This window comes from Pseudonocardia halophobica (genome assembly GCF_050948485.1).
GTDB classification, from domain to species: domain Bacteria; phylum Actinomycetota; class Actinomycetes; order Mycobacteriales; family Pseudonocardiaceae; genus Pseudonocardia; species Pseudonocardia halophobica.
Genome location: NZ_CP192046.1, coordinates 825,567 through 839,304, shown reverse-complemented (window position 1 = coordinate 839,304; position 13,738 = coordinate 825,567). Strand labels below are relative to the sequence as shown.

14 protein-coding genes are annotated in these 13,738 nt (G+C 75.9%); 6 read left to right on the top strand and 8 right to left on the bottom strand.

The window, feature by feature from the left end; genetic code table 11:
• Positions 1–8 precede the first annotated feature (8 nt).
• Genes ACQP04_RS04105 through ACQP04_RS04095 form a run of 3 tightly spaced genes read right to left on the bottom strand, consistent with a single transcriptional unit; the run spans position 9 to position 3,301 of the window.
• Complete coding sequence (locus ACQP04_RS04105) at positions 9–794, bottom strand: ABC transporter permease (RefSeq protein ID WP_433505733.1); 786 nt, start codon at positions 792–794, stop codon at positions 9–11.
• Positions 791–1,735: an ABC transporter permease gene (locus ACQP04_RS04100; RefSeq protein WP_433505732.1), complete on the bottom strand. Its 945-nt coding sequence runs from the start codon at positions 1,733–1,735 to the stop codon at positions 791–793. Before ACQP04_RS04100 ends, ACQP04_RS04105 begins: the two co-directional genes overlap by 4 nt.
• Complete coding sequence (locus tag ACQP04_RS04095) at positions 1,736–3,301, bottom strand: ABC transporter substrate-binding protein (protein ID WP_433505731.1); 1,566 nt, start codon at positions 3,299–3,301, stop codon at positions 1,736–1,738.
• A gap of 211 nt (positions 3,302–3,512) precedes the next feature.
• On the opposite strand from ACQP04_RS04095, the gene ACQP04_RS04090 reads away from it, so the two are divergent.
• Complete coding sequence (locus tag ACQP04_RS04090; protein ID WP_433505730.1) at positions 3,513–4,781, top strand: MDR family MFS transporter; 1,269 nt, start codon at positions 3,513–3,515, stop codon at positions 4,779–4,781.
• Here ACQP04_RS04090 and ACQP04_RS04085 read toward each other — a convergent pair whose 3' ends face one another.
• Both ACQP04_RS04085 and ACQP04_RS04080 read right to left on the bottom strand, forming a co-directional pair.
• A complete protein-coding gene (locus ACQP04_RS04085; RefSeq protein ID WP_433505729.1) occupies positions 4,782–5,705 on the bottom strand; it encodes an SDR family oxidoreductase in 924 nt (307 codons plus the stop codon).
• Between the two features lie 734 nt (positions 5,706–6,439).
• The gene (locus tag ACQP04_RS04080) at positions 6,440–6,919 is read right to left on the bottom strand and encodes a hypothetical protein (protein WP_433505728.1); all 480 of its coding nucleotides are present in this window, start codon (positions 6,917–6,919) and stop codon (positions 6,440–6,442) included.
• Positions 6,920–7,137: 218 nt separating this feature from the next.
• Here ACQP04_RS04080 and ACQP04_RS04075 point away from each other — a divergent pair, with 218 nt between their 5' ends.
• The gene (locus ACQP04_RS04075; protein ID WP_433505727.1) at positions 7,138–7,893 is read left to right on the top strand and encodes a sigma-70 family RNA polymerase sigma factor; all 756 of its coding nucleotides are present in this window, start codon (positions 7,138–7,140) and stop codon (positions 7,891–7,893) included.
• Between the two features lie 10 nt (positions 7,894–7,903).
• Here ACQP04_RS04075 and ACQP04_RS04070 read toward each other — a convergent pair whose 3' ends face one another.
• Positions 7,904–8,320, bottom strand: coding sequence for a tautomerase family protein (locus ACQP04_RS04070; RefSeq protein WP_433505726.1), 417 nt, complete (start codon positions 8,318–8,320; stop codon positions 7,904–7,906).
• Positions 8,321–8,496: 176 nt separating this feature from the next.
• Between ACQP04_RS04070 and ACQP04_RS04065 the strand changes: the two genes are divergently transcribed.
• The 4 genes from ACQP04_RS04065 to ACQP04_RS04050 are packed head-to-tail and all read left to right on the top strand — an operon-like array spanning position 8,497 to position 11,537.
• Positions 8,497–8,952, top strand: a complete 456-nt coding sequence (locus ACQP04_RS04065) for a hypothetical protein (protein WP_433505725.1) — start codon at positions 8,497–8,499, stop codon at positions 8,950–8,952.
• Positions 8,949–10,346 (top strand): ferredoxin reductase family protein, encoded by a 1,398-nt coding sequence (locus tag ACQP04_RS04060; protein ID WP_433505724.1) that lies wholly within the window; start codon positions 8,949–8,951, stop codon positions 10,344–10,346. Before ACQP04_RS04065 ends, ACQP04_RS04060 begins: the two co-directional genes overlap by 4 nt.
• Before the next feature lie 4 nt (positions 10,347–10,350).
• Complete coding sequence (locus ACQP04_RS04055; protein WP_433505723.1) at positions 10,351–10,788, top strand: FMN-binding protein; 438 nt, start codon at positions 10,351–10,353, stop codon at positions 10,786–10,788.
• The gene (locus tag ACQP04_RS04050) at positions 10,785–11,537 is read left to right on the top strand and encodes an FAD:protein FMN transferase (RefSeq protein ID WP_433505722.1); all 753 of its coding nucleotides are present in this window, start codon (positions 10,785–10,787) and stop codon (positions 11,535–11,537) included. Before ACQP04_RS04055 ends, ACQP04_RS04050 begins: the two co-directional genes overlap by 4 nt.
• On the opposite strand, the gene ACQP04_RS04045 is transcribed toward ACQP04_RS04050, so the two are convergent.
• Both ACQP04_RS04045 and ACQP04_RS04040 read right to left on the bottom strand, forming a co-directional pair.
• Positions 11,538–12,683 carry a hypothetical protein gene (locus tag ACQP04_RS04045; protein ID WP_433505721.1) on the bottom strand — a complete coding sequence of 382 codons (1,146 nt, stop codon included), beginning with the start codon at positions 12,681–12,683 and terminating at the stop codon, positions 11,538–11,540.
• Between the two features lie 61 nt (positions 12,684–12,744).
• The gene (locus tag ACQP04_RS04040; protein ID WP_433505720.1) at positions 12,745–13,737 is read right to left on the bottom strand and encodes an NADPH:quinone reductase; all 993 of its coding nucleotides are present in this window, start codon (positions 13,735–13,737) and stop codon (positions 12,745–12,747) included.
• Between the last annotated feature and the right edge of the window lies 1 nt (position 13,738).

The following is a 13,738-nucleotide window of genomic DNA, read 5'->3' as shown; positions in this document are numbered from 1 at the left end:
GGAGCACCCTATCGGCCGGACCACCGCGACTCCAGCCTCCGGCCGAGCAGCGTGACGGCCAGCGAGACGACCACGACCGCCACCGCGGGCACCAGCACGAGCTGCGGGGCGGCGAACAGGTACTGCCGCCCCTCGGCGAGCATCGCGCCCCACTCCGGGATGGGTGGCTGGGCCCCGAGCCCGAGGAACGAGAGCCCGGCCAGCGAGAGCAGCACGTTCGCGAACCGCAGGCAGGCGTGCGCCGTCAGTGGGCGCAGCGCGTTGGGGAGGATGTGCCGCACCGCGATCCGGCCGGGGCCGGCGCCCAGCGCGACCGCCCCTTCCACGTACTCGCGGGCCCGTTCCCGGACCGTGAGCTGGTAGGCGAGCCGGGCGAACGGCGTCCAGCCGGTGAGCAGCACGGCGATCAGCAGGGTGCTCAGCCCGGGTTCGCGGACCGCCGCCACGACCAGGCCGACGATCACGGTCGGGATCGCCACCAGGACGTCGAGCGTGCGTTGCAGGAGCTGCCCCGCGACCCCGCCCGCGTACCCCGCGACGATCCCGAGCAGCGTGCCGACCGCGGCACAGGCCACCACCGCGACCAGCGTGAACCACACGGACAGGCGGGTGCCGACGAGCAGCCGGGCCGCGACGTCCCGGCCGAGGTTGTCCGTGCCGAGCGGGTGGGCGAGGGAGGGCTCGGCGAACCGGTCGGACAGGTCGGTGGTGAGCGCGTCGACCGGCAGCAGCGCGACCACCACCAGCAGCCCACCGAGCACCGCGGACGCGACGAGCACGGGATCGCGCCTCACACCTCCACCTCCGCCCGGGCCACGGGATCCAGGGCGAGCTGCAACAGCTCGGCGGCGACCCCCGCCAGCACCGCCACCGCGACCACGGCCAGCAGCCCGGCCTGCAGCATCGGCAGGTCCTGGGCGATCACGGCGTCGTGGAGCAGCCGGCCCAGCCCGGGGATCCCGAACGCCACCTCGACCACCACCGCGCCGCCGAGCAGGCCGGCGAAGAACATCCCGGAGAGCGCCGTGACGCCGGTCAGCGCCAGCCGCGCGCCGTGCCGCCAGAGCAGCTGCGATCCGCCTATCCCCTTGGCGAGGGCGACGGCGACGTGCGGGCGGGAGAGGGCGTCGATCGTCTCCGCGCGGGCGAGCTGGGCGGCCAGCGCGACGGGGAACGCGGCCAGGGTCAGCACCGGCAGCACGGCCTGCGCGGGCGTGCCCCAGCCGGTCGCCGGGAACAGCGGCACCGCGACCGCGAGCAACAGCACCAGCAGCGGCGCGAGCACGAACTCCGGCACGGCCACGCCCAGCACCGAGCACCCGGTGACCACCCGGTCCAGTACGCCGCCCGGGCGGCGGGCCGCCCGCACGCCGAGCGGGATCCCGACCACCGCGGCGACCAGCAGCGCGAGCGCCGCCAGCACCGCCGACACCCCGAGCGCCGCCGCGAGCTGCGGCGCGGTCGCCGTGCGGGTGGCGTAGGAGACGCCGAGGTCCCCGGTGAGCGCGTGGCCGAGCCAGCGCAGGTACTGCTCCGCCCACGAGCGGTCCAGGCCCAGCTCGGCCGCCACCCGCGCGGCCACCGCCGGGTCCGGCTCGGCCTCCGCGACGCGGCCGCGCAGCACCGCCCGGACGGTGTCGACGCCGGCCAGCCGCGGCAGCAGGAAGATCAGCAGCGACGCGCCGAGCAGGACCGCCGGGAGGGTCGCCAGCCGGCGCGCGAGGGTGCCGCCCACTCAGCCGGTGCGGGTCAGCTCGGGCGTGATCAGCGACTTCGCCAGCGGGTCGACGGTGTACCCGGAGACGCCCCTGGTCACCGCGTTCTCCTGCGAGTGCACCAGCGGCAGGCCCACGGCGTCCGCGGTCAGCTTCGCCGCCGCGGCCCTGAACACCTCCTGGCGTTGCGCGGGGTCCGTGGTCGTGGCGAGCGGAGCGAGGAGCGCGTCGTACTCCGCCGAGCAGTACCGGTTGATGTTGTACGAGCCGGCGCAGGAGTAGTCCGTGACGAGCGTCGACCCGGTGTCCGGCACGTCGGTGAGGTAGTTGCGGGACAGCAGGAACATGTCGTAGCGGCCGGCCAGCAGCTCCGGCTCCTGCGGCCCGTACTCGCCGATCCGGATCTGCGCGTCGACGCCGACCTCGCGGAGCATGCCCTGGACCGCGGTGGCGAGCGTGGGCAGCTCGGGGCGGTTCGGGTAGGTCTGCAGCCGCACGGTCAGCGGCCGGTCCGGGCCGTAGCCGGCCTGGGCGAGCAGATCCTTCGCGGCCTGCAGGTCCGGCGCCGGCGGCGGGTCCTGGCTGCCCCAGGCGACCGCCGGACCGTAGAGCTCCGACGCCGGCACAGCCGACCCGGCCAGCGCCTGCTCGGCCAGTGCGGTGCGGTCGATCGCCTCGGCGACGGCCTGCCGCACCCGGATGTCCGAGAAGGGCGCGGCGGCCTGGTTGAGCATCAACGAGACGGTCCGCGGGGCGGCGACGGTCTGGTCGTCGTAGCCGCTGTCCGGGGTGAACTCGAGCAGCGCGGACTCGGGCAGCCCCTGGGCGACGTCGACGTCCCCGGCCCGCAGCGCCAGCGCCCGGGCCGCCGGGTCGGTCACGTACCGCACGCTCACCTTCGCCAGCTGCGGCCGGCCGCCCCAGTAGGCGTCGTTGCGCTCGAGGGTCGCCTGCTGGGTGCCGTCCGCGGCGACCAGCTTCATCGGCCCGGTCCCCGTGCCGAGCACGGCGGGCGGCCCGCCGGTGTAGGCCGACGGGGCGAGGATCGCGGTGTTCACGCTGCTCAGCCGCAGGGGGAGGATCGGGTCCGGCGTCGTCGTCGTGATCGCGACGGCGGCGGGGCCGTCCTCGGCGACCCGCAGCCCGATGCCCTTGATCGCCCGTGGCGGGGCGGCGACGCCGGCGACCCAGGACAGCGCGGTGACCACGGCCGCGGGGGTGAGCGGGGTGCCGTCGTGGAAGGTGACGCCGGGCCGCAGCTCGAACCGCCAGGTGCGCGGGTCGGCGGTCGGCGCCCAGGAGGTCGCGAGGCCGGGCTGCGCGGTGCCGTCCGGCCCGGCCTTCACCAGCGCCTCGGCCGACCCCAGCTGCGCGACGACGAACGCGTCGTCGGTGTCCATCGCGTAGCCCGAGCGCGGCGCGAACTGGGCGGCCAGGCGGAGCTCGCCGTCCGGCACCGGGGTGCCGGTCGGCGCCGCGCCGGACCCGCAGCCCGTGACGAGACCGACCAGGAGCCCGACGGTGAGGGCGACGACGGGCCGGACACGGGCACGCAGGCCCGGACGGGGCGTGGTGGGGCGGGGCATCGGGGCCTTTCTGGTCGCGACCCTGGTCTCGGCACCGTGGCCGGCTTCGTGGCCGGCAGCGCCGGGGCCGGCAGGCGCCGCCGGGCCGCCGAGATCGTCCGTGCATCGGAACAAGCTGTCAATCATGTGCATCGACCTGCATGAATGCCGCGACCATGATCGTGCCGTCCCTCTGTCGCGTGACCACTGCAAATGCTAGTAATGGGCGGTTATGCCCGGAACCCGGCCCGAGGGCCCACCCCCCGCACGGGCCGGCCTGCGCCGGTTCGCCGCCCTGGCGGACTTCGGGCGGCTGCCGCCCGTCATGCGGCTGCTCGTGGTCACGCAGCTGGCGTTCAACGTCGGCTTCTACATGGTGCTGCCGTACCTGGCGACCCACCTCGCCGAGGACCTCGCGCTCGCGGGCGGCGTCGTCGGGCTGGTGCTCGGGCTGCGGACGTTCAGCCAACAGGGCCTGTTCGTGGTGGGCGGGGCACTCGCCGATCGGTGGGGCGCGAAACCGGTCGTCCTGGCGGGCTGCGTGCTGCGCGTCGCGGGGTTCGTGCTCCTCGGCGTCGCGACGGCGCTGCCGGGCGTGCTGGCCGGGGCGCTGCTCACCGGGTTCGCGGCGGCCCTGTTCTCGCCGGCCGTCGAGTCGTCGCTGGCCCGCGAGGCCGGGGCGCAGGAGGAGGTCGGCGGCGTCGCGCGGGCGGACGTCTTCGCGATGTTCGCCGTCAGCGGCCAGATCGGCTCGGTCGTCGGCCCGCTCGTCGGCACCGCGCTGCTGCTCGTCGACTTCCGGCTGGCCTGTCTGGTCGCCGCCGGCGCGTTCGTGCTGATCCTGGCCGCGCACGCCGCGTGGCTGCCCCGCCGACCCGCCCCGCACGCAGGCGAGCCGATCCTCGCCGGGTGGGCGGAGGTGCTGGCCAACCGGCGCTTCCTCGCGTTCGCGGCGGGCTACTCCGGCTACCTGCTCTGCTACAACCAGCTCTACCTGGCGCTGCCCGCCGAGCTCACCCGCGCGACCGGCGGCCAGGCGGCGCTGGGCTGGCTGTTCGTGCTGGCGTCGGTGATGGTGATCGTCGGGCAGCTGCCGGTCACGCGGTGGGCGCGTCGGCGCGGCGGGCTGCGGCCGCTGGTGCTCGGGTTCGTGCTGATGGCGGCTGCCTTCGCGGTCGTGGCGGTGGCGATCGCCGCGCTGCCCCCGGCGCTCTGGCCCGCGATCGCGTTCGTCGTGCTGCTCACCGCGGGGCAGATGCTCGCCGTGCCGATCGCGCAGGACCTCGTGCCCCGACTGGCCGGGGAGCGCCGGCTCGGCGCCTACTTCGGCGTGCTGTCCTCGGCGGGCGGGCTCGCGGTGCTGGTGGGCAGCACCGCAGCCGGCGCCCTGCTCGACCCGGCAGTCGCCCCACCCGTCGTCGCGTGGGTGGTGCTGGCCGCCGTCCCGCTGCTCAGCGCGCTGGTGATCGGGCGGCTGGCGCGAAGTGGTGCGCTCGACTGATCACCGGTAGCCGGTCGTGTCGGCCGGCTTGCCCGCGTCCTGCACCTCCACGACGTAGCGCCAGGCGTCCGGCCGGGAACCGTCGAGGTCGTCGACGTCGTAGACCTGCGCGAGCTCGCCGCTCGACGTCGAGCGCCCGGTCCAGCGCGCCCGGTCCGGGTCCGCGGCCAGCGCGGCGATCCCGCGGCCCACGAACCGCGGCGTCTCCGAGATCGCGAAGTGCGGCACGGTGGTCAGCGCGTCCCGCCAGGTCTCCTCGGTGACGCCGAAGTGGTCCAGCATCGCCTCCGACCGCAGCCAGCCGGGGGTCACGGCCACCGCGGTGCCGCCGTGCTCGCGCAGCTCGTGCGCCCAGCTGCGCGCCAGCCGGATCGGCGCGACCTTGGCCAGGTCGTAGTAGACGGTCAGCCGGTAGTTCTCGGCGTTGTACTCCGCGGTGCCGTCGGTGATCTCGACGACGAGCCCGCCCGGCTCGCGGACGAGCAGCGGGAAGGCGTACCCCGCCGTCACGATGTGGGTGTCGATCGCGAGGCGCAGCAGGTGCAGGCCGTCGTCGAGGGAGTGCTCCCACACCGGGCGGAACCACTCGGTCAGCGGGTCGCCGCCGAAGATGTCGTTGACCACCACGTCGAGCCGGCCCTGCTCGGCGTCGATCCGCGCGCACAACGCCTCCACCTGCACCGGGACCAGATGGTCGACGACGACCGGGACCACCCGCCCGGACAGCCCCGCCGCCAGCTCCGCGGTCTGCTCGATCGTCTCCGCACGGCCGTACTCCGACGGCCTTCCGGTCGTGCTGCGCCCGGTCGCGTAGACCGTCGCACCCGCCGCCGCGAGCTCCAGCGCGATCCCCCGCCCCGCGCCCCGGGTCGCCCCCGCGACCAGCGCGACCCTGCCCTGCAGTGCTGCCGTCCCCTCCGTCATGCGCCCCACGCTTCCGTGGATCCCTGACAGGTGCGGTCAGGAACAGCCGCGAATCCAGGCGCGGCGGGGGACCCACCCCGCGCACCCTTCGGGGCGCCGCACATCGGTCCCGGCAGCCGGCACACCTGCCGCGACCCGGCACGCCCCTCGCGGCGCGGCCGCACACCCGGCAGGTTCGCGCCACACGGCCTGTACGACGCACTTCCGGGTGTGGGAGTGCGGCGCGTCCGGCATCGTCGGCCACGCAACGCGCGAACCTGCCCTTGCTGTTCAGGATCGCGCCCGGCAGGGCTGGCGCTGTGGGTGATCGCGTACGTGCTGGTGGGGCGGCGGCCGGTGACCGGGCAGCGGTCCTCGGGCGCGGCCGGCGCCGCGCTCGCCGCGGCGGCTCGGGGAACACCGGCTCACCGGCACCCGCGAGGGCCCCGCAGCTCGCACAACCCGAGGAGCGTCGCGCGGGCCGTCGGCGGGCTGTGCGACGAGACCCGCGGGTGTGGGAGCAGGCCGGGGCGGGTGTGCGAGGACACGAGCGAGCGCGAACGGGCCGGGGCAGGTGTGCCGGGGCCCGGGTCGGTGCGAGCCGGCCAGAACGGACGGGCGGGACGCGGTCGGCGTGCGCGGACCCGAGCGGGTCTGTCGGACAGGAGCAGACCGGAGCGGGTGTGCCGGAACAGGAGCGGGCGCGGGTAGGCCGGAGTGGGTGTGCCAGGTCGAGCCGGGGCGCATCCCGCTGCCTACGCCGCCCCGCCGCCGCTCTGGTCGTCGAAGGTGGAGGGGAAGGCCAGCCGGACCGTGGTACCGCGGGCCGAGTGCAGGACGGTGACCTCCGCGAGCGTGGTGGCCACCCGGAGGGCGTCGGCGGCGGGCGGGGCAGCGCACGGCCCGTCGTCGATGTCGACCCGGATCCGGACGCCGTCGGTGCGGGAGCACCACCGGACCCGCACGGACCGCGCACCCAGGTCCAGGGCGTGCGCGACGACCTCGTCCACCGCGATCGTCAGCCGCGCCTGTCGGTCGACGGCGTAGCCGCGGTCCCGGGCCAGCCGCCCCAGGTCGTGTCGCAGGCAGGCGAGCTCGAGCACCCCCGCCACCTCCACGTCCAGCGCGGGTGGCACGCGGCCACCCACGCGATGCCGCACCAGCTGCATCCCGCACCAGTCCTTCCCGCCGTCCGGATCGGCGTCCACGTCGCCGCCCGGATCGTCGCTCCGCATGCCCCCGGCAGGGCCGGCCAAACCCCCGGACGGTGAGCACGGGGAAAGCCCCGCGTGGCCGGTTTGACGCGGCCCGGCCCCGGGCACCCGCCCCGCACTCCCGGCGCTCCCGCGCGGCGGGCCCGCCGGCAGGCAACGGCGGCAGCGGGCGGCCGAGTCCTGCCCTCCCCTCCGGCCACGCCGGATCCACCCCTTCCGCGGAGGAGGCTGCGCGCACGGTGGACGCCCCCAGCGACTACGCCCGGCTCCTGCCGAGGCTCGCGGAGTACGCCGCGCTGCCGGGGGACGACCCGCGGCGGCCGGGCCTGCGGTCCACGCTGATCCTCGCCTTCCTGCCGGTCGTTCAGCACCTCGCGCGGCGCTACGGCGACGACGCCGCCCGGGAGGACCTGACGCAGGCGGGCGTGATCGGGCTGATCCACGCGATCGACCACTGGGATCCCGACGCGGCGCGCGGCGACGCGCTCGGGTACGTCGTGCCCTGCGTGCGCGGGGAGATCCTGCGGTACCTGCGGGACCGCACCTGGTCGGTGCGGGTGTCGCGGCCGGTGAAGGAGCTGGTCGTGACGCTCGACAAGGCCGTCGGCCCGCTCACCCAGCGGCTGGGGCGGGCGCCGCGGCCGAGCGAGCTCGCCGAGCACCTGGGGGTCCGCGTCGACGACGTGATCGACGCGATCGCGGTCCGGGCCGAGCGGCGCAGCGCCAGCCTCGACGCGTCGATCGAGCCCGGCGAGGCGCCGCTCGGCGAGCGGCTCGGGGACGCCGACCCCGCGATGGACGACGTGGAGTTCCGCCGCAGCGTGTGGCCGCTGCTGGCCGGGCTGCCCGAGCGGGAGCGGCGGATCGTGCTGCTGCGCTTCTTCGGTAACAAGACCCAGTCCGAGATCGGCGAGATCGTCGGCCTCTCGCAGATGCACGTCTCGCGGCTGCTCGCCCGCGCCCTCGCCACCCTGCGCCGCGGTCTGATGTCGTGACGGGGCCGGGCTACGGGGTTGCTGCGCGAGCGGCGATCTCGTCGGCCCGGACGCTCGCGGCGCCGACGCCCCCGATGGCCCAGTTCTCCGGCGCGACCTCGACGATCCGGCCGCGCACCCGCCGTCGCTCCACCCCGAGCACGTCGACGACCAGGTCGGTCAGGCGCGCGAGCAGCTCCCCACGCTGCGTCGCAGGCCTGCCCGCGAGCACGACCGCGGTGAAGTAGGGCGCGGCCGGCGCTCCCTCGGCCACGATCTCGCCGCCCACGGCCGCGGTCTCCGCGTCGTACTCGACCACGAACACGCGCACCCGCTCGATCGGCGAGTCCAGGACCTCGGCGTAGATCCGACTCGCCTCGACCAGCAGCCTCCGTCGCTGCGCAGGGTCGACGCCGTCTCGCACGACGTGGAAATGGGCGACGGGCATGCGACCTCCTCCGCGTGACGACGGCACCGATCCTCACGCCCGCCGCCCCGTCGGGTCGACCCCGCCGTTCGCCGGTGGGGAAGGGCCGGCCGCCCACAGCCCGTTCACAGCCCGCACACCGTCGCCGCCCACGAAGGCCCCGGACGCTGGTCCTCGACCGATGCCGAAGGAGCACCGTGAGCAACGACCTGTCCTCCAGCGGGTCCCGCTGGGAACCCTTCTCCTCCCCGCGCCCCGTCCTCGCCCACCCCGACGACCGTCCCGACGGGGCGATCGCGCCCGACGACCGCACGGAGGTCCGGGCGCCGCACCCCGCCCACGACATCACCTCGACCGCCACGCACGCCGTCGCCGGGCCACCCGGCCGGAAGGGCGTGCGCCGGACCGTCGTGCTGGTGGCCGCGGCCGCCGGCCTCGTGCTCGCCGGCGGCAGTGGGACCGGCGGCAGTGGGACGGGCGGCAGTGGGACGGGCGGCACCGGGACGGGCGGCACCAGGACGGGCGGCACCAGGACGGGCACCGGCGGAACCGGCGCCGGCGGAACCGGATCAGAGTCCGGCTCGGTCACCGGAACCACAGGAACCACCACCACAGCCGGAACCACAGCCGGAACCACGGGGCTCTCCGCGTGAGCGTCACGCTCGACCCGCCCGTCCCCCGGCACGGCTCGCGCATCGACGCCCGCCCGGCCCGCACCGACACCGCCGTCCGCCACCTCGCCGGCACCCTGGTCGCGGCGAGCCTCGTGGTCGTCACGTACCTCTGGGTCGCGGGCGGTGGGATCCAGGACCTCGTGTCCTGGGCCGACGGCCTCACCTCGCTCGGCCGGTGGACGGGGCTGCTCGCGTCGGACCTCCTGCTGGTCCAGGTCCTGCTGATGGCCCGCATCCCGCCGCTGGAGCGCGCCGTCGGCCAGGACCGGCTCGCGCGCGTCCACCGGTTCGCCGGGTTCGGCTCGTTCACGCTGATGCTCGTCCACCTGGCGCTGATCACCTGGGGCTACGCCGGCGGCCGGCTCACCGCGGTCCCCGGCACCTTCTGGACGCTCACCGTCGACTACCCCGGCATGCTGCTGGCCCTGGCCGGCACTATCTGCCTGGTTCTCGTCGTGGTGACGAGTGTGCGCGCCGCCCGCAGCAGGCTCCGCCGCGAGTCCTGGCACCTGTTGCACCTCTACGCCTACCTCGGCGTCGGGCTCGCACTGCCGCACCAGCTGTGGACCGGGCAGGAGTTCCTGTCCTCGACGGCCGCGACCGTCTACTGGTGGACCCTGTGGGCCGCGGCCGCCCCGGCGGTCCTGGTCTGGCGCATCGGCCTGCCCGTCGTCCGCTCGCTGCGCCACGACCTCCGGGTCACCTCCGTGGTCCCGGAGGCCGCGGACGTCGTGTCCGTCTACCTGACCGGCCGGCACATGGACCGGCTCCCGGTCGCGGCCGGGCAGTTCCTGAGCTGGCGTTTCCTCACCGGTCCCGGCTGGTCCCGGGCGCACCCGTACTCGCTCTCGGCCGCCCCGGACGGCCGCAGCCTGCGCATCACCGTCAAGAACCTGGGCAACGACAGCCGGCTCGTCCGAAGCGTGCGCCCCGGCACCCGCGTGCTGGTCGAGGGCCCCTACGGGCGGCTCACCGCCCGCCCGCGCACCCGCGACCGCGTCGCGCTGATCGGCGCCGGTGTCGGCATCACACCGTTGCGGGCGCTGGCCGAGGGTCTGCCGTACGCCCCTGGCGACGCGGTGCTCCTCCAGCGCGGCGCGCCCCTGTTCGCCGCCGAGTTCGACGTCCTCGCCCGCGAGCGGGGCCTGCAGGTGCACCGGCTCCCCGGACCGCGCCGCGCACCGGACTCCTGGCTCGGCGAGGGGGTCGGCCCCGGCGACGACCGGGCCGTCCTGCTCGGTCTGATCCCCGACGTCGCCCAGCGGGACGTCTACCTCTGCGGCCCCGAGGCCTGGTCCGCCTCCGTGCGCCGCACCCTGGCCGCCGCCGGGGTGCCGGAGAGCCGCGTCCACGTCGAGACCTTCGGATGGTGACCGCGTGCGCCGCATCCTGACCTGGTTCCTGAGCACGGTCGCCGTGGTCGCGCTGCTGTTCGGCTACAAGACCTCGACCGGGGCCTCCGCCACCCCCACCTCGGACACCGTCGCCGCCGCACCGGGCACGGGCTCGAACACCGGCAGCACCGGCACCTCGGGCAGCACCACGTACACCGGTTCCGTCGCCCAGACCCGGTGGGGACCCGTGCAGGTCACGATCACGGTGGCCGACGGGAGGATCACCGACGTCGCCGTGCCGCAGTACCCGGACGGCAACGGCAAGGACCAGCAGATCAACGCCTCCGCCCTGCCCGTGCTGACGAAGGAGACGATCAGCGCGCAGAACGCCGAGATCGACATGGTCAGCGGCGCGACGGTGACCTCGCAGGGCTACCTCGAGTCCCTGCAGAGCGCCCTCGACCGGGCGGGCCTCGCGTGACGGCCCCCGCCGCACCCCGCCCGGCCCGGTACGTCGAGCACGTCATGGGGCTGCCGGTCAGCCTCGCCCTGCGCGGCAGGCACACCACCGACCCCCACGCCCGCGCCGCCTGGGCCGAGGCCCTCGCCGTGCTGCGCGAGGCGGACCGCGTCTTCAGCACCTTCCGGGCCGACTCGGTGGTGTCCCGGCTGGAGCGGGGCGAGCTCGCCGAGCCCGACTGCCCGCCCGAGCTGCACGAGGTCCTGGCGATCGGCGAGGCCGCCCGCCGCGACTCCGACGGCGCGTTCGACGTCCGGCGCGACGGACGCCTGGACCCGTCCGGTGTGGTCAAGGGCTGGGCGGTGGAGCGGGCCACCGCGCCGCTGCGCGCGCTGCCGGACACCGACTTCTGCCTCTCCGCGGGCGGCGACCTGACCTGCCGCACCCTCCATTCCGACGACGCGCCGTGGCGGATCGGCATCGAGGATCCGCGCGACCCGCGGCGGCTGGTCGCCGTGGTGCCGGTCCGCACCGGGGCCGTCGCCACCTCGGGTGCGGCCCACCGCGGAGCGCACGTGGTCGACGCGCGGACCGGGCGCCCGCCGGCCGGCCTCGGCTCGGTCACCGTGATCGCGCCCTCGCTCACCGAGGCCGACGTCGACGCCACCGCCGCCTACGCTCTCGGGCCCGACGCCGCGCGCTGGCTCGCCGCACGCGGCCGGACGGGGCTGGTGGTCGGCGACGACGGCGTCACGACGGTCGTGGGGTAGTCACTCCTCCCGGGCCGCGGCCTCGAGCCGGGCCGCGAGGTCGCGGCGCTCCCGCTGCCGGTGGCCGTAGGCGACCAGCCGCACCGTGGCGTCGTCCTCCAGCCCGGACCCGACCGCCCCGGCGACGACGCCCATGATCGTCGCGAGGACCACGATCGGCACGTAGTCCGCGAACCCCGCGGGATGTCCGAGCACCTGGCTCAGGTACGACGCGGGGATGATCACCGCTGCGACGATCGAGTTGAGCACGAGCAGGGCCAGCGAGAACAGGCCCGTCCCGGCCGCCAGCGTGAGGACCGTGCCCAGGTTGAGCAGCCGGTCCAGGCCGAGCTCGGGGTCCCCGCGCTCCCACAGCCGGTGGCCGACGATCAGCCAGGCCACGAACACCGCGATCGAGCCGACGAACGCGAGCCCGAGCCGCCACGGTTCGAGCGCGGCGGCGAGCGTCCAGAGGTTGGAGTAGAGCAGCCCGAAGGCCGAACCGGCGGCGGCCCCCGCCAGGGCCGTGCCGAGCCCGACGGTCAGCCGCCACGGCCGGTTGGTGCGCACCATGCCGGCGAGCAGCCGCAGCGAGCCGCGGCGGGTCAGCACGGTCTCGTCGGAGTCGTCCGCGTCGTCGCCGAGCGCGCCCGGATCGGTCAGCAGGGCCGCGCGCCGGGTCGGCCGGCGGGCCGCCGCGGCCACGTCGATCCCGAGCAGCCGCCCCACCAGCTCGACGACGGCGTCGCGGACCCGCGGGAGCAGCCGCACCCCGCCGAGGGCGGGCACGGACACGACCGCGACCCGGTCCCGCTCCCCCACCTGCGCGACGACCGGGACGCCGCTGGACCTCGCGGGCACGTCGGTGAGGCACACCGCGACGTCCCAGCGGGTCCGGCGGACCCGCTCGCGCGCCCGGTCCAGGGCACGTTCGCCGCGGTCGTTGGCCTCGAAGGGCTCGACGACGGTCTCGACCTCCCAGGTCCGCGGCGCGTCCAGCCGCGCGGCCAGGACCTGCGGCAGGCCCTCGGCGAGCCGGGTGGCCAACTCGCCGGGCAGGTTCGGGTCGGCGAGCAGGCCGACGACGGTGACGGTCTCGGTGTCGGTCTCCGTGTCGCCGTCCGCGGCCGCGGGGCCGACGGGCTCGGGGATCAGCTCGTCCGGCATACCCGAGGGCTACCCACCGCGCCCCGCGTTCCACCCGGGCGGGTGAGTCGGACCTCAGCGCTCACCCGATGTCGACGAGCACCTTCCCCGTCCTGCCGGACTCGACGGCCTCGTGGGCGGCGGCGACGTCGTCGAGTCCGAATCGGTGCACCGGCAGCGGGCTCAGCGCCCCCTCCGACACCGCGACCGTGATCTCGCGCGCGGCCGTGACGAGGTCCTCGCGCGGCACGGCGTAGAGCAGCACGAACCGCAGCACGGCGTTGGCCGTCATGAGCCGCCGGACCGGGATCGTGGGGTCCTGGGGCGTGGCGGCGTAGGTGACGATCGTGCCGCCATTGGCCAGCAGCGCCAGGTCGAGGTCCAGGTTTGCCCCGAACGCGACCTCGACGACCCGGTCGACCTGCGGGACCAGCGCCCGGATCCGCTGCTCCGCGTCGGGCTCGCGGTAGTTCACCACCAGGTCGGCGCCGGCCCGCGCGGCCAGCTCCGCCTTCTCCGGACCCGACACGGTGGTGACGACCGTGGCCCCCGCCCAGGTCCCGAGCTCCACCGCGTAGTGGCCGACGGCGCCCGCACCGCCCGCAACCAGCACGTTCGACTTGCCCGGGGAGCCGCCGGTGAACAGGCAGTGGTACGCCGTCATGGCCGGGACGCCGAGACAGGCGCCCAGCTCGTCCGACGCCGACTCCGGCAGCGGGACGGCCTGCTCCTGCGGGACCACGCAGAACTCCGCCGCGGTGCCCCACTCGGCGACCGGCGCGGGACCCGGCCCGCCGGGCGAGGCGAGCCAGAGCCACACCCGCTGGCCGACGCGCACCGGGTCGACGCCCTCGCCCACGGCGTCGATCTCGCCGACGCCGTCCTGGTGCGGCACGCGGACGCCCTGGAACGGCCGGGCGGTCGTGCCGTCCCGGGTCTTGACGTCCGTCGGGTTGACCGCCGACACCCGCACCCGGACACGGACCTGCCCCGGCCCGGGCTCGGGGGTGTCGACCTCCCCGACGGACAGGACCTCGCGCGCGGGTCCGGTGTGGTCGTAGTACGCAGCCCTCATA